This is a genomic window from Pandoraea sp. 64-18 (assembly GCF_001899225.1).
Taxonomy (GTDB): domain Bacteria; phylum Pseudomonadota; class Gammaproteobacteria; order Burkholderiales; family Burkholderiaceae; genus Pandoraea; species Pandoraea cepalis.
In genome coordinates this window covers 503,552-524,526 of the sequence record NZ_MKVU01000020.1, presented here as the reverse complement: position 1 = coordinate 524,526, position 20,975 = coordinate 503,552, and the positions used below count along the sequence as shown (strand labels likewise).

General features: G+C 62.2%; 19 protein-coding genes. 14 read left to right on the top strand and 5 right to left on the bottom strand.

Annotation, left to right across the window (positions count from 1 at the left end; all coding sequences use genetic code 11):
• Positions 1-1,039 precede the first annotated feature (1,039 nt).
• Genes BGP02_RS19465 through BGP02_RS19450 form a run of 4 tightly spaced genes read left to right on the top strand, consistent with a single transcriptional unit; the run spans position 1,040 to position 6,241 of the window.
• Complete coding sequence (locus BGP02_RS19465; RefSeq protein WP_017232877.1) at positions 1,040-2,962, top strand: PrkA family serine protein kinase; 1,923 nt, start codon at positions 1,040-1,042, stop codon at positions 2,960-2,962.
• Positions 2,963-2,977: 15 nt separating this feature from the next.
• Positions 2,978-4,240 carry a YeaH/YhbH family protein gene (locus BGP02_RS19460; RefSeq protein WP_017232878.1) on the top strand — a complete coding sequence of 421 codons (1,263 nt, stop codon included), beginning with the start codon at positions 2,978-2,980 and terminating at the stop codon, positions 4,238-4,240.
• A 37-nt stretch (positions 4,241-4,277) separates the two neighbouring features.
• Complete coding sequence (locus BGP02_RS19455) at positions 4,278-5,822, top strand: SpoVR family protein (protein WP_017232879.1); 1,545 nt, start codon at positions 4,278-4,280, stop codon at positions 5,820-5,822.
• The gene (locus BGP02_RS19450; protein ID WP_017232880.1) at positions 5,822-6,241 is read left to right on the top strand and encodes a VOC family protein; all 420 of its coding nucleotides are present in this window, start codon (positions 5,822-5,824) and stop codon (positions 6,239-6,241) included. Before BGP02_RS19455 ends, BGP02_RS19450 begins: the two co-directional genes overlap by 1 nt.
• Positions 6,242-6,254: 13 nt before the next feature.
• Here the strand turns inward: BGP02_RS19450 and BGP02_RS19445 are convergent, their stop codons facing one another.
• Complete coding sequence (locus BGP02_RS19445; RefSeq protein WP_286799041.1) at positions 6,255-7,622, bottom strand: GGDEF domain-containing protein; 1,368 nt, start codon at positions 7,620-7,622, stop codon at positions 6,255-6,257.
• 888 nt (positions 7,623-8,510) lie between these two features.
• On the opposite strand from BGP02_RS19445, the gene BGP02_RS19440 reads away from it, so the two are divergent.
• The 7 genes from BGP02_RS19440 (at position 8,511) to BGP02_RS19410 (ending at position 13,824) form a co-directional block, all read left to right on the top strand.
• Positions 8,511-9,245 (top strand): ABC transporter permease, encoded by a 735-nt coding sequence (locus BGP02_RS19440; RefSeq protein ID WP_017232882.1) that lies wholly within the window; start codon positions 8,511-8,513, stop codon positions 9,243-9,245.
• Positions 9,246-9,298: 53 nt separating this feature from the next.
• The gene (locus BGP02_RS19435) at positions 9,299-10,207 is read left to right on the top strand and encodes a glycine betaine ABC transporter substrate-binding protein (RefSeq protein ID WP_026131754.1); all 909 of its coding nucleotides are present in this window, start codon (positions 9,299-9,301) and stop codon (positions 10,205-10,207) included.
• A 48-nt stretch (positions 10,208-10,255) separates the two neighbouring features.
• Positions 10,256-10,903, top strand: a complete 648-nt coding sequence (locus BGP02_RS19430; RefSeq protein WP_017232884.1) for an ABC transporter permease — start codon at positions 10,256-10,258, stop codon at positions 10,901-10,903.
• Positions 10,900-12,099, top strand: a complete 1,200-nt coding sequence (locus BGP02_RS19425) for an osmoprotectant ABC transporter ATP-binding protein OsmV (RefSeq protein ID WP_017232885.1) — start codon at positions 10,900-10,902, stop codon at positions 12,097-12,099. Before BGP02_RS19430 ends, BGP02_RS19425 begins: the two co-directional genes overlap by 4 nt.
• Before the next feature lie 166 nt (positions 12,100-12,265).
• Entirely contained in the window at positions 12,266-13,513 is a 1,248-nt protein-coding gene (locus BGP02_RS19420) for a mechanosensitive ion channel family protein (protein WP_017232886.1), read from the top strand.
• 36 nt (positions 13,514-13,549) lie between these two features.
• Entirely contained in the window at positions 13,550-13,693 is a 144-nt protein-coding gene (locus tag BGP02_RS19415) for a hypothetical protein (protein WP_017232887.1), read from the top strand.
• Entirely contained in the window at positions 13,681-13,824 is a 144-nt protein-coding gene (locus BGP02_RS19410; protein ID WP_083902231.1) for a type II toxin-antitoxin system PemK/MazF family toxin, read from the top strand. The genes BGP02_RS19415 and BGP02_RS19410 overlap by 13 nt, the downstream gene beginning before the upstream one ends.
• Before the next feature lie 95 nt (positions 13,825-13,919).
• On the opposite strand, the gene BGP02_RS19405 is transcribed toward BGP02_RS19410, so the two are convergent.
• Positions 13,920-15,044, bottom strand: a complete 1,125-nt coding sequence (locus BGP02_RS19405; protein ID WP_017232888.1) for an alkene reductase — start codon at positions 15,042-15,044, stop codon at positions 13,920-13,922.
• Between the two features lie 177 nt (positions 15,045-15,221).
• On the bottom strand, positions 15,222-16,508 hold the full coding sequence (locus BGP02_RS19400) for an MFS transporter (RefSeq protein WP_017232889.1): 1,287 nt from the start codon (positions 16,506-16,508) through the stop codon (positions 15,222-15,224).
• Between the two features lie 210 nt (positions 16,509-16,718).
• On the opposite strand from BGP02_RS19400, the gene BGP02_RS19395 reads away from it, so the two are divergent.
• Positions 16,719-17,486, top strand: a complete 768-nt coding sequence (locus BGP02_RS19395) for a TetR/AcrR family transcriptional regulator (protein WP_261939726.1) — start codon at positions 16,719-16,721, stop codon at positions 17,484-17,486.
• Between the two features lie 60 nt (positions 17,487-17,546).
• On the opposite strand, the gene BGP02_RS19390 is transcribed toward BGP02_RS19395, so the two are convergent.
• Positions 17,547-18,143 (bottom strand): helix-turn-helix domain-containing protein, encoded by a 597-nt coding sequence (locus BGP02_RS19390; protein WP_369751557.1) that lies wholly within the window; start codon positions 18,141-18,143, stop codon positions 17,547-17,549.
• Positions 18,144-18,346: 203 nt separating this feature from the next.
• On the opposite strand from BGP02_RS19390, the gene kbl reads away from it, so the two are divergent.
• Both kbl and BGP02_RS19380 read left to right on the top strand, forming a co-directional pair.
• Positions 18,347-19,564 (top strand): glycine C-acetyltransferase, encoded by a 1,218-nt coding sequence (gene kbl, locus BGP02_RS19385; RefSeq protein ID WP_286799099.1) that lies wholly within the window; start codon positions 18,347-18,349, stop codon positions 19,562-19,564.
• A gap of 2 nt (positions 19,565-19,566) precedes the next feature.
• Positions 19,567-20,532: an NAD-dependent epimerase/dehydratase family protein gene (locus BGP02_RS19380; RefSeq protein WP_261939727.1), complete on the top strand. Its 966-nt coding sequence runs from the start codon at positions 19,567-19,569 to the stop codon at positions 20,530-20,532.
• 157 nt (positions 20,533-20,689) lie between these two features.
• Here the strand turns inward: BGP02_RS19380 and BGP02_RS19375 are convergent, their stop codons facing one another.
• Positions 20,690-20,833, bottom strand: coding sequence for a hypothetical protein (locus BGP02_RS19375; RefSeq protein WP_017232894.1), 144 nt, complete (start codon positions 20,831-20,833; stop codon positions 20,690-20,692).
• Between the last annotated feature and the right edge of the window lie 142 nt (positions 20,834-20,975).

Sequence of the window (20,975 nt, the reverse complement as noted above, 5' to 3'; positions counted from 1 at the left end):
TAGGCGTCGGCGCGGCGACGCTCAGACACAGTTTGCAACTGTGTAATAAATGCAACAAGGTTGCATTATGGCACGAATCGATGCGTGTCGCTGTGCTCATGGATCGTCGGGGCCCTTGGGCTCGAGCGGTCTGCGAGGCGTGCCGGGACACAGCACGTTACATATCGGCGCAGCAGAGTCGGGCGAACCGGCGTAACATGGGTTCAAGCTCGGGTCACTGGCACGCTGTTCGCTTCATTCCAGGGATCGGCAATTTGCAAGGCATTGATGAGACGGTGGCATGGTGGGGTGCAACGGCCTGGGTCGGAACTTTCCGACCGACGGTAGGGCAAGCGCCGCAGGCATGCCGAAATCGCCCAGGAGGTTCGCTCGTTCAGACATCCGGCCGTCGTCGACTTTCCGCTCGCGACACCATGCTTCGCAGCATGACGATCGCACGACCTTCGCGACTTCGCGCAGTCGCGTCGCCTCGACAGGAAAGCACTCCATCACGCGCCCACGTCTTCGCGTTCGTCGACGTCGTCGGGCCGCCCACTTTTTTCTGCAAACGCGTGCGCACGGCGCGCTGAATGTGCGTGGAAAAATCTATCGGATAGATAGCATTCCTTAGTAAACGCCGACGAATTCAAACACGGTCGAATGCAGATAAACCCGAGTGCGCAATGCGTGGGAAATTTGCCGAAAAATCGCGCGGTTTGTGAGGCGGATCCGCTGACGTGCGCAATGCGTAGATGAGGCGCAAACCCGCGTGGAATATGGCGGATAGACGATGCTTAGCGCTGCGGAAAATATCTAGCGACAGTTTTTTTGTTTTGTGCATATGATGAGGTAACGGTTGCAATTTTCAGCGACAAGTTTAAAGTCAACCTAAACCTATTTTGAGTCGTTCATGTGAGGGAGGGGACCGTGCGAAAGGTTTCGCGACAGTCGCTCCGGCATGCAGTGAGCCAGGTCGAAACCTTTGCGCAGTCATCCAGGTCTTAGGCAACAGAGCGGACATCGCGTCGCGATGTTTTCCGATGAGGCGGGGGTGAGGCATATGGATATTTTCAGCCACTACACGACACGTTTCGAAGCACGGAAGGAAGAGGAATACAGCATCCAGGAGTATCTGGAAATCTGTAAGAAGGACGCGACGGCTTACGCATCGGCTTCCGAGCGGATGCTGCGCGCCATCGGTGAGCCTGAGCTCATCGACACGCACCACGACCCGCGCCTTTCGCGGTTGTTCTCGAACAAGATCATCAAGATCTATCCCGCCTTCCGTGACTTCTACGGCATGGAAGACACGATCGAGCAGATCGTGTCGTTCTTCAAACACGCCGCGCAAGGGCTCGAAGAGCGCAAACAGATCCTGTACCTGCTGGGCCCCCCGGGCGGCGGCAAGTCGTCGCTGGCAGAGAAGCTCAAGGCGTTGATGGAAGACGTGCCCATCTATTGCCTGAAGGGATCGCCGGTGCACGAATCGCCCCTGGGCCTGTTCTCGCCCGACGAAGACGGCAAGATTCTGGAGGAGGACTTCGGCATACCGCTGCGGTATCTCAATACGATCCCGTCGCCGTGGGCCACCAAGCGCATGAACGAATTCAACGGCGACATCACCAAGTTCCGTGTGGTCAAGGTGCGCCCGTCGGTGCTGCAACAGATCGCCATTGCCAAGACCGAACCGGGCGATGAAAACAACCAGGACATTTCGTCGCTGGTCGGCAAGGTCGACATCCGCAAGCTCGAGGAATTTCCGCAGGACGACCCGGATGCCTACTCGTATTCGGGGGGCTTGTGCCTGGCCAACCGCGGCCTGCTCGAGTTCGTGGAAATGTTCAAGGCGCCGATCAAGGTGCTCCACCCGCTGCTGACCGCCACGCAGGAGGGCAACTACAAGGGCACGGAAGGTTTCGGTGCGATTCCGTTCGACGGTATCGTGCTGGCGCACTCGAACGAGGCCGAGTGGCAAAGCTTCAAGGGCAACCGCAACAATGAGGCTTTCCTCGACCGGATCTACATCGTGAAGGTGCCTTACTGCCTGCGGGTGACCGACGAGGTGAAGATCTACGAGAAGCTCGTCAAGAACAGCTCGCTCTCCAACGCACCACGCGCGCCGAATGTGCTCAAGATGCTCGCCCAGTTCGCGGTGCTCACGCGTCTGAAAGAGCCCGAAAACTCCAACATCTTCTCCAAGGTCCGAGTCTACGACGGTGAGAACCTCAAGGACATCGACCCGAAGGCCAAGTCGTACCAGGAGTATCGCGACTACGCCGGGGTGGACGAGGGGATGACGGGGATGTCCACGCGCTTCGCCTTCAAGGTGCTCTCCAAGGTCTTCAACTTCGACAACACGGAAGTGGCCGCCAACCCGGTGCACATGCTGTATGTGCTTGAGCAGCAAATCGAGCGCGAACAGTACCCGGGAGAAGTCGAGAAGCGGTATCTCGCCTACATCAAGGAGTATCTGACGGCACCGTTCGTGGAGTTCATCGGCAAGGAGATTCAGACGGCGTACCTGGAGTCGTATTCGGAGTACGGTCAGAACATTTTCGATCGCTATGTGAACTTTGCGGATCTCTGGATTCAGGATCAGGAATATCGCGATCCGAACACCGGCGAGATCCTCGATCGCACCGCGCTCAACGACGAACTGGAGAAGGTCGAGAAGCCGGCTGGGATCACGAATCCGAAAGACTTCCGCAACGAGATCGTCAACTTCGTCCTGCGCGCGCGTGCCAACAACGCGGGCAAGAATCCGCTCTGGACGAGTTACGAGAAGCTGCGCGCGGTCATCGAAAAGCGCATGTTCTCGACCACCGAGGACTTGCTGCCGGTGATCTCGTTCAACGCGAAGTCGTCCAAGGAGGATCAGGAAAAACACGCCAACTTCGTCAACCGTATGGTGGAAAAAGGCTATACCCCGAAGCAGGTCCGCCTGCTCGTGGAATGGTATCTGCGCGTGCGCAAATCCTCGTAAGCAATCGGGGCCACTATGTCAGCAATCATCGACAGACGGCAAAACGGCAAGAACAAAAGCGCCATCAACCAACAGCGCTTCATCAAGCGCTATCGCGATCAGATTCGACGCGCGGTAGCGAAGGCGGTGGCTGGGCGCAAGATTACCGATATCGATGGCAGCGGACAGGTCTCGATCCCGGTCAAGGACATTTCGGAGCCGTTGTTCCACCATGGACCCGGCGGGCGGCGGGAGATGATTCATCCCGGCAATCGCGAGTTCGTGGTGGGCGACAATTTCGAGCGTCCGCCGTCGGGCGCGGGGGGCGGCGGCAGCCGCGCCAGCGACTCGGGAGAGGGCGAGGACGATTTCGTCTTCAACCTCTCGCGCGAGGAGTTCCTGAAATTCTTCTTCGAGGACATGGCCCTGCCGGACCTCGCGAAACGCCGGCTCGCGCAGATTCCGGAATTCCGCAAGGTTCGCGCGGGCTATTCCGTCGACGGCACGCCGTCGAACCTCAACGTCATTCGTACGATGCGCAGCTCGCTGGGTCGCCGCATCGCGCTCACGGCGCCGTACCGCAAGCAGTTGCGTGAGCTGGAGGCCGCGTACGCGGACATTGTCTCGCGTGAGGGCGACACGTCGCCGCGCGCGCTGGCGATGTTGCCGGAGATGTCGCGACTTCGCACGCGCATCGAAGCCATTCCGTACATCGAGAAGCTCGACCTGCGTTATTCGAATCGGATCATGCAGCCTCGGCCGCAGGCGCAGGCTGTCATGTTCTGCCTGATGGATGTCTCCGGGTCGATGGACCAGAGCCGCAAGGAGTTGGCCAAGCGCTTCTTCATGCTGCTCTATCTGTTCCTGCGGCATAACTACGAGCGCATCGATCTGGTGCTCATCCGGCACCACACGACGGCGAAGGAAGTCAACGAAGACGACTTCTTCTATGCCCGCGAGTCCGGAGGGACCGTCGTCTCCAGCGCACTCAAGCTGATGACGGAAATCATCGCGGATCGTTATTCGCCGAGCGATTGGAATATCTACGGGGCGCAGGTGTCCGACGGCGATAACTGGGACGGCGATTCGCCCATCTGCCGCGATATTCTGATGCAGTCGATCATGCCTGCCGTGCAGTACTTCGCGTACGTGGAGGTGGCCAGCGCCGAGCCGCAGAACCTGTGGAACGAATACTTGTCGGTCAAGCAGCGGCATCCGAATTTCGCGATGCAGCGCATCATGGAGGCGGCCGAGATCTATCCGGTGCTGCACGACCTGTTCAAGAAGAAGGCGGCCTGAAAACCGCCCGGCGTCGGCCCCGCAACGAGGACGCATCATGGCGTATATATCCACCGGATCGGAATGGACGTTCGAGCTGATTCAGCGCTACGAGCATGAGATCGCGCGCATCGCGGCGAACTTCAGACTCGACACGTATCCCAACCAGATCGAGATCATCACCGCCGAGCAAATGCTCGACGCCTATGCGACCGTGGGGCTGCCCATCGGCTATCACCACTGGTCGTACGGCAAGCACTTCCTGTCGTCCGAGCGCGGCTACAAGCGCGGACAGATGGGGTTGGCGTATGAGATCGTCATCAATTCGAACCCCTGCATCGCGTATCTGATGGAGGAGAACAGCATGACCATGCAGGCGCTAACCATCGCGCACGCCAGCTACGGTCATAACTCGTTCTTCAAGGGCAATTATCTGTTCCGCACCTGGACGAGCGCCGACGCCATCGTCGACTACCTGCTGTTTGCGCGCAACTACATCACCGAGTGCGAGCAGCGCTACGGCGAACAATCGGTCGAACTGCTGCTCGACTCCTGCCATGCGCTCATGAACTATGGCGTCGACCGCTACAAGCGACCAAAACGCCTGTCGCTGGCGCAGGAACAGGCGCGCCAGAAAGAGCGCGAGAACTATCTGCAAATGCAGATCAACGATCTGTGGCGCACGTTGCCTCATCACCCCCTGCACGATGACGACGAGGACGACGGGCTCGATCCCACCGAGTCCGAAGAGGCACCGTTCCCGGGGGAGCCGCAGGAAAACCTGCTGTATTTCTTCGAGAAGAACGCCCCCAAGCTGGCCCCCTGGCAGCGCGAGATCGTGCGCATCGTGCGCAAGCTCGCGCAGTACTTCTATCCGCAGCGTCAGACCAAGGTGATGAACGAGGGCTGGGCAACGTTCTGGCACTACACGATTCTGCAGCAGCTCTACCAGGAGAAGCTCGTCAACGACGCGTTCATGATGGAGTTCCTGCATGCGCACACGAACGTGGTGTACCAGCCGTCCTTCGATAGCCCGTACTACAGCGGTCTGAATCCGTATGCGCTGGGCTTTGCGATGTTTCAGGACATTCGCCGCATGTGCGAAGCGCCGACCGAGGAAGATCGCCAATGGGCGCCGGACATCGCCGGCACCGACTGGTTGACGACGCTCGACTTCGCCATGCGCAACTTCAAGGACGAGAGCTTCATCCAGCAGTTCCTGTCGCCCAAGGTCATTCGCGATCTCAAGCTGTTCTCCGTGCTCGACGACGACCGCGACAGCCGCCTGCGCGTGACGGCCATTCATAACGACGCCGGCTATCGTGAAATTCGCGAGATGCTCGCGCAGCAATACAACCTCAGCCAGTTGGAGCCGAACATCCAGGTCTCGCACGTCGATCTGCATGGCGATCGATCGCTCACGCTGCGCCATGTGCAGAGCGAACGCAAGCCGCTCGACGATAGCTTCGAAGAGGTGCTCAAGCACGTGGCGCGCCTCTGGGGCTTCACGGTGCGGTTGGAGACGGTGTTCGAGGATGGCCGCAACGAGATGACGCATGAGACCAAGGTCGAGAAGCGGCGGCGCTATGCGCTGAGTGCCTGATGAGGATTCCGTTCGTTGCGCTCGATCACGTGGTGCTGCGCACCAACGACGTCGAGCGGCTCCAGCACTTCTATATCGACGTCCTGGGCTGCACGCTGGAGAAGGTGCAGGCCGACATTGGGCTGGTGCAACTTCGTGCGGGCGACGCGTTGATCGATCTGGTCGACGTCGCCGGCGAAATCGGCCGCCGGGGCGGGGCGGCACCCGGCCCCGAGGGGCGCAATCTCGATCACTTCTGTCTGCGGGTCGAACCGTTCGACGCGGTGGCCATCCGTCAGGAACTGGCCTCGCATGGGGTGACGCTCGGTGAGGTCGTGCCGCGCTATGGGGCGCACGGCGAAGGGCCGTCGTGCTACGTCGACGATCCAGACGGCAATACCGTCGAACTCAAGGGGCCGCCGTTCCGTCCGCTTCGTTGAGTCGGGCGTGGCATCAGGCCGCCAACTGCCCCAGCACGCTTTGATCGCGTCCCTTGTGCTTGGCTTGATAGAGCGCCCTGTCGGCACGCTCGAGCATCGCGCTGATGACGAGCGGCTCGCCGGGTTGCCACGTTGCAATGCCCACGCTGATCGTGATGGCCTCGCCTCTGTCGCGCGCCTTCTCGGGAAGTAGCTCGGTGCTCGCGCGCTTGACCGATTCGCGAATACGGTCGGCCACGCGCAGGGCGGCCTGTTGATCTATTTCCGGCAACACCACCGCAAACTCCTCGCCGCCCAGGCGCACCGCGAAATCGCTCGGCAGCCGAATGCAGTGCTGGATCGTGCTGGCGATACGTTGCAGCACGGTGTCGCCGAACGGATGCCCGTAGCGGTCGTTGACCTGTTTGAAGAAGTCGATGTCGATCAGCAGCAACGACAGGGGTATCGCACGTTGCTGAACCCGGTCGGCAACGAGGCGGATGCGATTGTCGAAATAGCGGCGATTGTAGATGTGCGTGAGCGGATCGACGAAGACCTTCTCGACCAGGTCCGTGTTCGTGAGCGCGAGCGACTGATACTGGCGCGTGATTTCCCAGACCAGGGCAAGCGTTGCCACACCGGGCGATGCCAACGCCAGCAGGCGTGCGGCATACCATTGATACGACGCGTCGTTGGGCGCTGTGAGCGAAAGCAGCAACTGGCACAGCGAGATGGTGACGACCACCCACACGAGCAGAAACAGCTTGTGAGACAGGCGCGTGACGGCCGCGACACGCCACCATAGCGCGACATAAGCGACGAAAAGCCCGTATAGGGCGAGCGTCTCGACGTCGATGCCACCGACCGGAGGCGCCACGATGAGCGGGCGGCCGGTGCCGATCAGCGCCAGTGACACCGTCGCCCAGATGACGAGCACGGTGGCGCCATACCACGCGGCTTCCTTATAGCCGGGACGGATGTGCGGATCGCTGCGCGTGCGTGTATAACTGTGCACGCTCAGCATCACGTACGCTGCGAAGCTCGCTTCGGCCATGAACCAAAGCCAGAAGGGCGCGTGCGTGACATGCGTTGCAATGCCGGCGAGCTGGTTCGCGAGCAACACCCCCTCGGTAAACATGAAGAGTCCGCGCAGCAGGAAGGCGCATCCGAATTGCGCGAAATATCGCTTGCCGTTGTAGAGGTACTGCACGCCGAGCAGACACGCGGTCGACAGGTTAAGAATGCCGCCGGCCGAGACGAGGAAGAACGTCAGTAAGGGGTTGACCTCGCCCTGGATGGCGCGCGCGAAAAATCCGGCGAGCGTGAGTGCGGCGCACGCGACCAGGATAGTGGTTGCGGCGACACGATTGCCGGGTTCGGTACGGCTGATGGTAGTTTTCATAGTTCTTATTCGCCAATCAACGACCTCGTGCTTCGCGCACGATCGCCCTTTTGCCGTTCAACCATCGCGCCCGAGACTGGCCGCAAGATCGTTGCCTCACGTGACAGTCCCGTTTCCCCGATTCTTCGCTAAATAGTTGAAAACTAAGATAAACGTCGGAGAATACACGAGTTTCTTCGGGTTGGCATCCGTTTCGAATGGCGCGCGTTGCATTCCCGTTCGACCCTCGCCGAGGCGCGGATTTCGGACCGCCTGCGCAACGTTTTCGGGCGCGCGAAAGCGCGATGCCGTCGTCGCGGAAAATAAATCGGCGCGGCACGCTGATCCGCTGTGCGGAACTTGGCGTCGACGAAATTCGGAGCGCGCGCGGGGGAATTCCCGCAACGCCAGTGATGACGGTGAATTGAAGCGCGTGCAATTGATTTGTAATCCGACGCATTGTGCGCGATAAGAGCGGATGTTGCACAGAAATGCATGGGATTTCACTCGTAAGGTGGGCGGCGGCTTGGCAGCGACGCACTATCTGTACTAGAATAAAAAAAGCCAATCGCCGCGATTGGCCCATAGAAGCAGAAGTCAGAGGGTTGTCGGTGTTCCTCGTTGCGCCGACATTCCGTTCCATCACGCAATGAGTTTGTGCCGTAGAACATTCGCGCGTTTTCAATAAGCGTGCACCGAGAGGCCCAGGCGCTCATGGCGTCGAAAGCTTGTCTCTCATGTCGCATTTCGCGACGCCTGGTTCGTCACCGTCGTCTTCCACAGACCCTCGGAGCGAACACTTCACAATTCGCAAGGCAGCTAACAGTTGTCATGCTTGTTTGACCGCGTTGTCACGCGGGGCGATTGCTATTGCCCTGCGCCAGCGCTGCCAACCCATTCAAAGGGAGCATGAACGTGGCGAAGCAGTACCGCATTTTCTATTTGGCAGGCTTCGGACTGCTCGGCGTTGCCGTCGCAGTCACCGGTCTGCTGTATTGGCTGGGCGTCGATGCGCTCGTCAAATACCGGGGCGACCTGGTCTATTACACCCAGCAGCACCTCAAACTCGTAGCGATCTCGATGACGATGGCAATCGTGGTCGGCGTGCCCGCGGGCATGCTGATCTCGCGCCCGACGTTCGAGAAGCACGCCGAGCGCGCGGTGCAGATCTTCAATATCGGCAACACGCTGCCGTCGCTCGCCGTGCTGGCGTTGTCGATGGCCGTGCTGGGTATCGGCGATCGGCCCGCCATTCTCGCGCTTTGGCTCGCTTCGCTGCTTCCCATCGTGAGAAATGCGTACGAGGGCCTGCGGCAGGTGCCGCCCGCATTGCGGGAATCGGCGCGCGGTATGGGCATGACGCCCGCGCAAGTGCTGTTCCGCGTCGATCTGCCCAACGCTATGCCGGTCATTGTCGGCGGCATTCGCACCGCGCTTGCGATCAACGTCGGCACCGCGCCGCTCGCGTTCCTGATCGGCGCGGACAGTCTGGGACAGCTGATCTTCCCCGGCATCTATCTGAACGACCCGACGAAGCTGCTGCTCGGCGCCGGCGGGACCGCAGTGCTTGCGCTCGTGCTCGACGGCATCGTCGCCTTCGCCAGCGGCCTCTGGTTCGCGCGCCACGGCGCCCCTGCCCGCTAAGGCAAAGGAGACCCCTACTTATGCAAGTTTCATTTTCTCGTCCGCGCAAGGGCATGGCGCCGCGCTGGTTAAAACGCCTCGGTGCGGCCTGTCTGGCGCTTGGCGTGATCGTCGCGGGCGCCGCGAGCGGCACCGCGCATGCCGAGACCCTCACGGTCGGCGGCAAGAACTTCACCGAGCAGTTGATCCTCTCGGAAATGACGACCCAGTATCTGCGCAGCCTGGGGTACGACGTCGAACTCAAGAATGGTCTGGGCAGTGTCGTCATGCGTCAGGGCATGGAGAGCGATCAGCTCGACATCGTCTGGGAGTACACCGGTACCTCACTGATCGTCTACAACAAGGTCACCGAGAAGCTCGATCCGCAGCAGACCTATGCGCGCGTGAAGGAACTCGACGACAAGATCGGCCTCGTCTGGCTCAACCCGTCGGCGCTCAACAATACGTATGCGTTTGCCATGCCCGGCAATATCGCGCGCGAAGCGGGCATCGAGACGGTGTCGCAACTCGTGGACCGATTCCGAGCCAATCCGAAGATGCAGTTCGCCTTCGATTTTGAGTTTGTCGGCCGCTCGGACGGGCTTGTACCGATGGAGAAGCTCTACGACTTTCATCTCGCGCGACGCAACATCAAGCAGATGGATCCGGGCCTCGTTTATACGGCGCTCAAGAACGCGCAGATCGACGCCGGCCTCGTCTACACGAGCGACGGACGCAACAAGGGGTTCGATCTGAAGGTGCTGGCCGACGACAAGGGCTTCTTCCCGGCGTATGCGGCCACGCCCGTGGTGCGTCAGGCGGTGCTCGACGCCCATCCCGACCTCGCCGACGAACTCAACGCGCTGTCCGCGAAGATCAACAACGAGAACATGCGCGACATGAATGCGATGGTCGACATCGATCATCGTGCCGTTTCGCGTGTGGCGAGTGACTTCCTCAAGCAGGAAGGACTGGTGCAGTGACGGCGATCGCCCGTTGCTTGCCCTGAAAGTGACTGACCGAGGAGTCCCATGATTGAATTTCTCACCTATAACTGGCACCGTATTCTGATTCTCACCGGTCAGCATGCGTGGCTGGTGGCCGCGTCGGTAGGGGCGGCCATTGTGGTTGGCGTACCTCTGGGTGTGCTGGTCACGCGTTTTCGCTGGCTGTCGGGCGCCGTGCTTGGCCTGGCTACCGTCGTGCTCACCATTCCGTCGATCGCGCTGTTCGGCCTGATGATTCCGGTGCTGTCGGTCTATGGCATGGGGATCGGGCCAGCGCCGGCCGTTGCCGCCGTGTTCCTGTATTCGCTGCTGCCGATCATGCGCAACACGAGCCTCGCGTTGCAGCAGATCGACCCGAGCATTCGCGAAGCGGGCATCGGCATCGGCATGACCTTCTGGCAGCGCCTGCGTCTGGTTGAATTGCCGCTCGCCGTGCCGGTCGTGCTGGGCGGCGTGCGCACGGCCGTCGTCATGAATATCGGCGTGATGGCCATTGGCGCCATCGTCGGGGCCGGCGGTCTCGGGGTGTTGATCACCCAGGGAATCAGTCAGAGCGATACCCGGCAGCTTGTCGCGGGTGCGGTCATGGTGAGCCTGCTCGCCATCGTCGCCGACACCCTGTTGCACCGCCTGCAGCGCGTGCTGACCCCCAAAGGAATCCGAACCGTATGATTACACTCGACAATCTCACCAAGCACTTCGTCCAGAAGGACGGCACGCCCATGACCGCCGTGAATTCGGTCAGCCTTGACGTGCCGCCGGGCGAGATCTGCGTCTTCCTCGGCCCGTCGGGCTGCGGCAAGACGACCACGCTTAAGATGATCAACCGGCTCATCAAGCCGACGTCCGGGCGCGTTCTGCTCAACGGCGAAGACACCGGCAACATCAACGAAATCGAACTGCGTCGCCACATCGGCTATGTGATCCAGCAGATCGGCCTGTTCCCCAATATGACCATCGAGGAGAACATCACCGTCGTGCCGCGTTTGCTCGGCTGGGACAAGACACGTTGCCGTGCCCGCGCAACCGAGCTGATGGCGATGGTGGCGCTCGATCCGAAGCGCTATTTGTCGCGTTACCCGCGCGAGCTGTCGGGCGGTCAGCAGCAGCGTATCGGCGTGATTCGCGCGCTGGCCGCCGATCCGCCCGTGTTGCTGATGGACGAACCGTTCGGTGCGGTCGATCCGATCAACCGCGAATCGATTCAGAACGAGTTCCTGCAGATGCAGCGTCAACTGGGCAAGACCGTCATCATGGTCAGCCACGATATCGACGAAGCGATCAAGCTGGCGGACCGCATCGCGATCTTCCGTCAGGGGCGTCTGGTGCAGTGCGCGCAACCCGATGCGTTGCTGGCGCGTCCGGTCGACGAGTTCGTGGCGAGCTTCGTGGGACATGACCGAATTCTCAAGCGCCTGTTGCTGGTGCGCGCAGAAGACGCGGCCACGCCGCAGCCGACCGTCAAGCCGCAGACAACGCTGGCCGAGGCCTACGGCATGATGGACGAACTCGACACGCGCTCGTTGGTTGTCGTTGACGAGAATGCGCGCGCGTTGGGTTACGTTGCGCGTCGCGACACGCGTCATGCGCTCGGGGCGTGCGGTGAGCGGGTGCGCGAATTCAAGGCGTCGGCGGTGGCGGGCGACAACCTCCGGGTGCTGCTCTCGCGCATGTATGAGCACAATCTGGCGTCGTTGCCGGTGCTGGGCGACGACAACCAGTACCTCGGCGAGGTCACGCAGGATTCCATCGCGGACTATCTGAGTTCAGGCAGGTCGCGTGGCAACGGGGGCGGAACGATCACGGTGCCGCCGCCGTCAGGTGCGCCGCATGTGATCGCGAGTGTTCCGTTCGGTGCGACGGTGTAACCTGGCGCCTGATTCGAGACGATGGCTTGCGCGGTCGTCGACGGGTGAGCGTCACTGACATTCGCCCGGCAAGTCAACGAATGACGGCCCGATGTCTGGCCGTCTTTTTTTGTATTCACCTGCGCGGCGCAACGCTCGGGACAATCAGCAGGCAAGGAGTTGCAGGATGACGTGGGAAGCAATGATGGCATGGTTCGACAACGCGCCATGGGCACGGTTGGCCGGGGCGTTGGCGATACTGCTCATGGTGGCGCTGTTGGTGCAAGCGGTGGCGCGGTGCCTGATCGTTCGCGTGGTGCGCATCGTCGTACAGCGTACGGCGAATCGTTGGGACGACGCCTTGCTCGCACATCGCGTTTTTCACCGCGCGGCGCGGATCTTGCCGTACCTCGTGATTCAGTTCGGCATCGCGTGGGTGCCGGATCTGCCGGCGAAGGCGCTCATGATCATCGGCAACGTCGCGCTTGCGATGACGCTGCTCTACGCCACGCTGGCCATCGCAGGCATTCTCGACGCCGCACAAACGGTCTACGCGCTCTCGGAGCACGCGCGCACGCGCTCGATCAAGGGATATGTGCAGTTAGGCAAGATCGCGCTGTATGTGGTCGCGGCGATCGCGATCGTGGCGACGATCATCGACCGTTCGCCATGGCTGCTGCTCTCCGGTCTGGGGGCGATGTCGGCGGTGCTGCTGCTGGTGTTCAAGGACACGATCATGTCGTTCGTCGCCAGCGTGCAACTTACGTCGAACGACATGCTGCGCGTGGGCGACTGGATCGAAATGCCGCAAGTGGGTGCCGACGGCGATGTGGTCGACATCGCCCTGCATACCGTGAAGGTGCAGAACTGGGACAAGACGATCACCACGATCCCGACCTGGCGGTTGATTGCCGAGAGCTTTCGCAATTGGCGCGGCATGCAGCAGTCGGGCGGCCGCCGCATCAAGCGCACGCTGTGTGTCGATGCGGGTAGCGTCGGGTTTCTCGACGAAGCGGAGATTGCGCGCCTGTCGCGGCTGCATCTGCTTGGGTCGTATCTGACGGATAAGCAGCGTTCGTTGGCCGATGCGAATGCGGCGCTGGGCGCGCTGGGCATTGCCGCGGCGGTGCCGGCCAACACCCGGCGGCTGACGAACATCGGCACCTTCCGCGCGTATGCGTTGGCGTATCTGAAGGCGCATCCGAACATTCACGAGGGCATGACGTGCATGGTGCGCTCGCTCGAGCCGTCCGCCACGGGCATCCCGGTCGAACTGTATTGCTTCACCAACACCACGGTGTGGGCCGAGTACGAACGCGTGCAGGGCGATGTCTTCGATCATCTGCTCGCGATCCTGCCCGAGTTCGGCTTGCGCATGTACCAGAATCCGGCGGGTGCGGATCTGGTGCGTTGGCAAGGGCAGCGGGCGGCGTAACCGCGCAGTGACGGGGGAATGACATCGGAGTGGGATATGGATGAACGAGACGAACCGGGTTGTGTGGGGAGTGAACAGAGCGAAATGCCGCCGATTGAACTGGGCGACATGGTCAACGACGAGGAGCGGCAGTTGTGGAGTTTCGGCAACGACTTCGATGAGGAGGAGTGGACGCGGTGAAACGAGGCGAAGTGTGGGCCGTTTCACTGGACCCCGCCATTGGGTGTGAGATCAGGAAGACGCGGCCATGTGTCGTGATTCTTCTCGTACGACTCGCACGACGCATGACGCACGACGCACGACGCGATTGATATTGCACTCGCCAGACAGAAAGGGCTCCCGCAGGAGCCCTTTCTGACGTAGCGCAACGATCCGACGCGAGGGCGTTGCGAGGCGCTACGGCGCGTTATGCCGCCGATTCGTCAAGCGTCGGATAGTCGAGATAGCCGTGCGCGTCGCCGCCGTAAAGCGTGGCGCGATCCAGGTCGTTGAACGGGCCGCCGCGCTGGAGGCGCTCCACCAGATCCGGATTGGCGATGAACGGTTTGCCGAACGCGATGAGATCAGCGCGGTTCTCCTTGCGCGCCTCGATCGCCAGCGCGAGGTCGTAACCGTTGTTGGCCATGAAGGTGCCAGTGAAGCGTTGACGAAGCTTCTGCAGATCGAAACCGTTCTCGACCTCACGGGGACCGCCCGTCGCGCCTTCGACGATGTGCAGATATACGAGGCCGAAACGGTTGAGCTGTTCAACCGCGTACGTGAATACCGGTTCCGGATGGCTGTCGCCGCAATCGTTCGCCGGGCTGACCGGCGAGAGGCGAATGCCGACGCGATCGGCGCCCCACACATCGACGACGGCCTGCGTGACTTCCAGGGTCAGACGCACGCGATTCTCGATGCTGCCGCCGTATTGATCGGTGCGGTGGTTCGTCTTGTCGCGCATGAACTGATCGAGCAGATAGCCGTTCGCCGCGTGGATTTCCACACCATCGAAACCGGCGCGCTTCGCGCACTCGGCAGCATGACGATACTGCTCGACGATGCCCGGGATCTCGGCGGTCTCCAGCGCGCGCGGCGTCGGGTGCGGCTCGAAACCGTGCTCCGTGAAGGCCTTGCCCGCCGGTTGAATCGCCGAAGGCGCGACCGGCAGCGCACCGTCAGGCTGCAGCGACGTGTGCGAGATACGGCCGACGTGCCAGAGCTGGCAGAAGATCTTTCCGCCCTTGGCGTGGAGCGCGTCCGTCACCCCTTTCCAGCCGGCGATCTGCGCTTCGGTGTAGATGCCCGGCGTGAAGGCATAGCCCTTGCCTTGCTGCGAGATGTTGGTGGCTTCGCTGATGATGAGTCCGGCCGACGCGCGTTGCACATAGTACTCGGCGTTCATCGAGCCCGGCACGTCGCCGGCACCGGCGCGGCTGCGCGTAAGCGGTGCCATCACGATACGGTTGCGCAGTTCGAGCGGACCCAGCCGGTACGGCGAGAAAAGGTCCGTGTCGAGCGCGGTGAGTTGAGGGTGTTGCGAGTCCGTCATTGTTCAGGGTCCTGTGAAAATGGGGGATGCTGTCCTGCACAAAACTTGAATAGGTTACGGCAATTGCTGAAATCTCGCCGACGTCACCAAAGGCGACGCCTGTCGATGCAAAAACGCGTCTCGATGCTCGGCAATACGTGTACCGGTGCGAGGCATCACGGCGGCCCGATGGCGGGATTACGCGCCGGCCGGGACGGGCTGACTCGGTGCGCGCCGGTTAATGCGCAGCACCATGAGCGCGCCGATAATGCACACGCCGCCCGAGAGCATCGATGCCATTGTGTAGTTGCCGAGCGTGGCGCGCAGCGAGCCGGCGACCAGGGCGGCCGTTGCTGCACCGAGCTGGTGCCCCGCCACGATCCAGCCGAACACGATGGGGGCCGCGGTTTTGCCGAACACATCGGTCGTCAGGCGCACGGTCGGCGGCACGGTCGCGATCCAGTCCAGGCCGTAGAACAGCGCAAAGAGCGGCAGGCCGAAGAAATCGAAGCCGAACGCATACGGCAGGTAAATCAGCGACAGCCCGCGCAACCCGTAATACCAGAACAGCAACACGCGACTGTTGTATCGATCGGAGAGCCAGCCAGAAAGCGTGGTGCCCACGAGATCGAGCATGCCCATCGCCGCGAGAATGCCGGCTCCCTTGACTTCGGAGAGCCCGTAATCGCTGCACATCGCGATGAAGTGCGTGCCGATGTAGCCGTTGGTGCTCGCGCCGCAGATGAAGAAGCTGAAGAACAAGAGCCAGAAGTCACGCTTGCCGGCCGCCACGCGCAGTACCGACAACGCGTGGGTCAGCGGATTGCCTTGCGCGAGCGGGATATCCGGCGCGTCTTCAGGGGCGCCGACCGGGCGCAGGCCAACCGACCCCGGACGCTCCGGCAGGAGGAACGCGACGAGCGGCAGCACCAGCGCCGCGACGATCGCCACGATCAGCACCACCGGTCGCCAGCCGTGACGCTCGATGATCGCGGCCATCATCGGCAGAAAGACCATCTGACCGGTGGCCGAACTCGCCGTCAGGATGCCCATCGCCAGACCGCGATGCGTGTGGAACCAGCGGTTCGCCACGGTGGCGGCCAACGTGATGGCCGCCACACCCGTGCCGCCGCCGACCATCACGCCCCAGATCAACACCATCTGCCAGGGGGCGGTCATCAGCGACGAAAGGGCCGTGCCAGAGGCGAGCAGCAGCAACGCCACCATGACGGTCGGGCGAATGCCAAAACGCTGCATTGCAGCGGCGGCGAACGGGCCGGTCAACCCGTATAGCGCCAGATTCACCGAAATGGCCAGCGAGATGGTCGCGCGGCTCCAGCCGAAGTCGTGCTCGAGCGGCACCATCATCACGCTGGGCGTCGCGCGAATGCCCGCCGATGCGAGCAGAACCAGGAATATCACCCCGACCACGATCCAGCCGTAGTGGAAGTGACCGTTGATGCGCCTTGCGATGGCTGCCTTCATGGCGGAAATCCTTGCGGGGGATCGGTCTCGTCAGCCGTCCCGGGAACGTTTGCGGGAACCGCGCTGTCTATGGTCAATCGTTAGCATGTGACAGATCGGTAACATTAGGTTGCCATGGTATGAACCGATCGGTAACATGTCAAGTATTCGTTTGCGACGTCCGGGTGCTGCCCGACATCGCGAATCACCGCTTTAGGGGAGTGCCGGATCATGGCCAAATCGACAACGCCTGTCATGCCCGATGTGCCTGGGACGCCGGATCCGGCGACATCAGGGGGAGAAACGACCGCGGTCGCGAAGGCCACGAAGGACGCCAAGCGCAAAGGCACGGTTGTCCCTGCGCGCCGAGGCCGAACGGCGCCGCGCTCGGGCAAGACCGAGCGGCATGTGACGCCAGCGTCCGTCGCGCATCAGTATCTGCTCAATGCGGCCGTGGAACTGTTCCACACTGAAGGGGTGCGCGCCGTGGGCGTGGACGCCGTCGTCAAACGCGCCGGCGTCAACAAGATGTGCCTCTATCGCCAGTTCGCGTCGAAGGACGAGCTGATTCTGGCGTATCTCGATCACATGCAGACGGCGAGTCTGGCGCGTATCGACGAAAGTATCGCAAAACGGCGCGGCGAGCCGCGCGCACAATTGCTGCAAATCTTCGTGGATCTCTCCGAGCGGGCGAGTCGGCCCGGCTATCGCGGGTGCCCGTTCGTGAACGTGGCCGCTGAATTCCCCGACCCGGCGCATCCCGCGCGCCAGTCGGTGGTGAATTACAAGGCGGAAATGGTGCGGCGTTTCACCGAACTCGTCACGGCCGCGGGTTTGCGGGAGCCGGCGCCGTTGGTCGATGCGCTCTCGCTGATTCTCGAAGGCGCTTATGCAGCGAGTCAAACCTTCGGACCCGGTTCGCCGCCGCTCCGCATTTTGCCGACGGTGGCGCGTCAGATCATCGACGCCGGCATGTCGGGTGCGCTGGCCGCCGACTGAGTGCCTTCAGGCCGCTGCTGCCGTAGCGGCCTGCGCCACGCGCGGGTGTTCCGCCCGCGCTTATCCGTGGATCACCACGAGCAGACCACGTGCGACGGATTTGCCGACATTGCGGATCGCGTGGGCGCGGTCGGCGGGATAGCGGGCGGTCTCGCCCGGCTTGGCGCGTCGCGCGAAGTGTTCGACCTCGATGTCGACCTGGCCGTCGAACACCGTGAAGTGTTCGCGCGTGCCCGGATCGTGCGGCTCGGAGACGAGTGCGGCGCCGGGTTGCAGCGTCAGTTCATACCACTCGTATTTGCCCGCCAGCTCCATCGGTCCCAGGATCTTGAGCTGATACGCGTGCTCAGCGCCCGCCAGTGTCGGAATTTCATGCTTGCCGATCACGCGTACCGGCTCGGGGTCGCCCGCCGGGGCGCCCAGCAGTTGGTCGAGGCGCACACCCAACGCATTGGCCAGCCGCCATGCCACGGCAATGGTCGGATTGGCCTTGTCGCGCTCGATCTGCGACAGCATCGATTTGGAGACGCCGGACGCGCGTGAGAGCGTCTCCAGCGTCATGCCGCGCTCTTTGCGCAGTTGCTGAATCATGTCGCCGACCGGCGGCGGGGCGACCGGTGACATCGCCGATGCTGCGGGAGTACTTGCCATATGCATTCCGGGATATTAGAATTTTTCAATATATTGAAATTAGTTCAATATAAAGTATAGTTTCCGATAAGGTGAATGGCTGCATGGTAGCAGAGCAAGCGCTCGATGCCGGCTGCCCTTCGCGACCGGCCGGTACCCACCGATGCCGCTGGATTCCCGCGACGGCGCTGCGCAATGGCGCCGTCGCCCGCACCAAGGAGAGGCGCACGATGACCGCACATACCCCGAAAGCCCGCGAGGGCTTCTACCGTCAACTGACCGAACGACTCGAAGACACGCGCCGGCAGGGCCTTTTCAAACAGGAACGCGTGCTGATGTCGCGGCAGGGGCCGGAGGTCATGTGCGACGACGGGCAGGCGCGTATCAACCTGTGCGCCAACAACTACCTCGGGCTTTCGGGCAGTGAAACGCTCGTCAAGGCCGCGCAGCAAGCGCTGGAAGACTTTGGTTTCGGTTTGTCGTCGGTGCGCTTCATCTGCGGCACGCAAGGTCCGCACAAGGCGCTTGAGGCTCGCATCGCCGCGTACCTCGGCACGGAAGACGCCATCCTGTACGCCGCAGCGTTCGACGCCAATGGCGGCGTCTTCGAACCGCTGTTCGACGAGCAGGACGCGATCATCTCCGACGCCCTCAATCACGCCTCGATCATCGACGGTGTGCGTCTTTGCAAGGCGCAGCGTCTACGCTATGCCCACAACGACATGGACGACCTGGAGCGCCAGTTGCAGTCGGCGATGGGGGCGCGTCATCGCATCATCGTGACCGACGGTGTGTTCTCGATGGACGGCACGATTGCTCAGCTCGATCGCATCGTGGCGCTGGCCGAGCAATACGGTGCGCTCATCATGATCGACGAGTGTCACGCGACCGGCTTCATGGGGCCGACGGGGCGCGGCACGCACGAGCATCACGGTGTGCTCGGCAAGATCGACATCATCACCGGCACGCTGGGCAAGGCGCTCGGCGGTGCGATGGGGGGCTTCACGGCCGGGCGACGCGAGGTCATCGAAACGCTGCGTCAGCGCTCGCGCCCGTACCTGTTTTCGAACAGCCTGGCGCCCGCCATTGTCGGCACGTCGCTCGCTGTGTTCGACGAACTCGAACACTCATCGGCGCGACGTGAGCAATTGCACGAGAACACCGCGTTCTTCCGCCGCGAAGTGGCGGCGCTGGGCTTCACCATCAAGCCCGGCACGCACCCGATCGTGCCGGTCATGCTCTTCGACGCGACGCTCGCGCAGCGTTTCGCGCAGCGGCTTTATGAGCTGGGCGTGATCGCCACCGGCTTCTTCTATCCGGTGGTGCCGCACGGACAGGCGCGCGTGCGCGTGCAACTCTCGGCGGCCCACACGCGCGATCAACTGAACCGGGCGCTGACGGCGTTCGCCCAGGCCGGCAACGAACTCGGCATTCTCAAGCAAGGTTGAACATGGAACGCATCCTCATCATCGGCGCCAACGGTCAAATCGGCAGCGAACTCGTCGACGCGCTGGCCGCGCAGTATGGCAACGAGAACGTCATCGCCACGGACATCGCACCCGGACCGTCACGTCACGCGGTGCATTACGAGACGCTCGACGTGCTCGACGGCGCACGACTGGCCGCGCTGGTCGAGCGCTTCGGCATTACCCAGATCTTCCATTTGGCGGCGCTGCTCTCCGCAACGGGCGAGACCCGGCCGCTCCAGGCCTGGACGCTCAACATGAACGGCTTGCTCAATGTGCTCGAACTGGCGCGCGAACGCCAGGGACTGCGCGTGTTCTGGCCGTCGTCGATTGCCGCATTCGGTCCGCATACGCCGGCCGTCGAAACACCCCAGCTCGCCATCATGGATCCGACCACGATGTACGGCATCAGCAAGCAGGCGGGCGAGCGGCTGTGCGAGTACTACTTCACGAAGTTCGGCGTAGACGTGCGCAGCCTGCGCTATCCCGGCGTGATCAGCTACAAGACGCCCCCGGGCGGCGGCACGACCGATTACGCCATTGAGATCTTCCAGGCGGCGCGTCGCGGCGAGACGTACACGTGTTTCCTGAAGGAAGACGCGACGCTGCCGATGATCCACATGCCCGATGCGGTGCGTGCCACGCTGGCGTTGATGAATGCCGACGCCTCGCGCCTGCGCGTGCGTTCCTCGTACAACGTGGCGGGGGTGAGCTTCGACCCGGCCACGCTGGCGGCGGCAATTGCACGTCGTGTGCCGAGCTTCACGGTGAAATACGCCCCGGACTTCCGCCAGGCGATTGCCGAGACCTGGCCGCATACGCTTGACGATACCCATGCCCGCTACGATTGGGACTGGCAGCCGGCCTTCGGACTGGACGCGATGGTCGACGACATGCTCGCCAACGTGCCACTCGACTGGCATGCGCCGGTCCTGGGCAACGCGGCTTGATCGGGAGCGGGGAGGTGACGGCGGCGCTGAGGAGGAGGTGATGGCGCCGAAAGGCGAGCCGGTGACTGCGAGGGAGATCAGGACAAGCCGAGCAAGGCGCGTGCGATATCGAGTCGTACGCGCCTTGTTGCGTTGCGCGCGGGGATTGCCGTGAACCTTACTTCGGGTGGTGCACGGCGTAGTACGCCAGTGCGGCGATGACCGCACAGGTCACAGCAAAGGCACGTCGGCGCCAGCGGTACGCGGGGGTCAAGCTGATGGCCCGCCCGCGGACGGCTTCTTTCGAATGGTAATAGCTCATATTGCGTCTTCTCGGGTCTGATGCACGGTCTTCGCCGCGGAAAGAACCTGCATGACTGCGCGTCGCTGCGCCCCCCGGTGCATGACCAGCAGGTTCCGCATTCATTATGCGACCGCATAAAAACGACCGCGAATCAGTATCT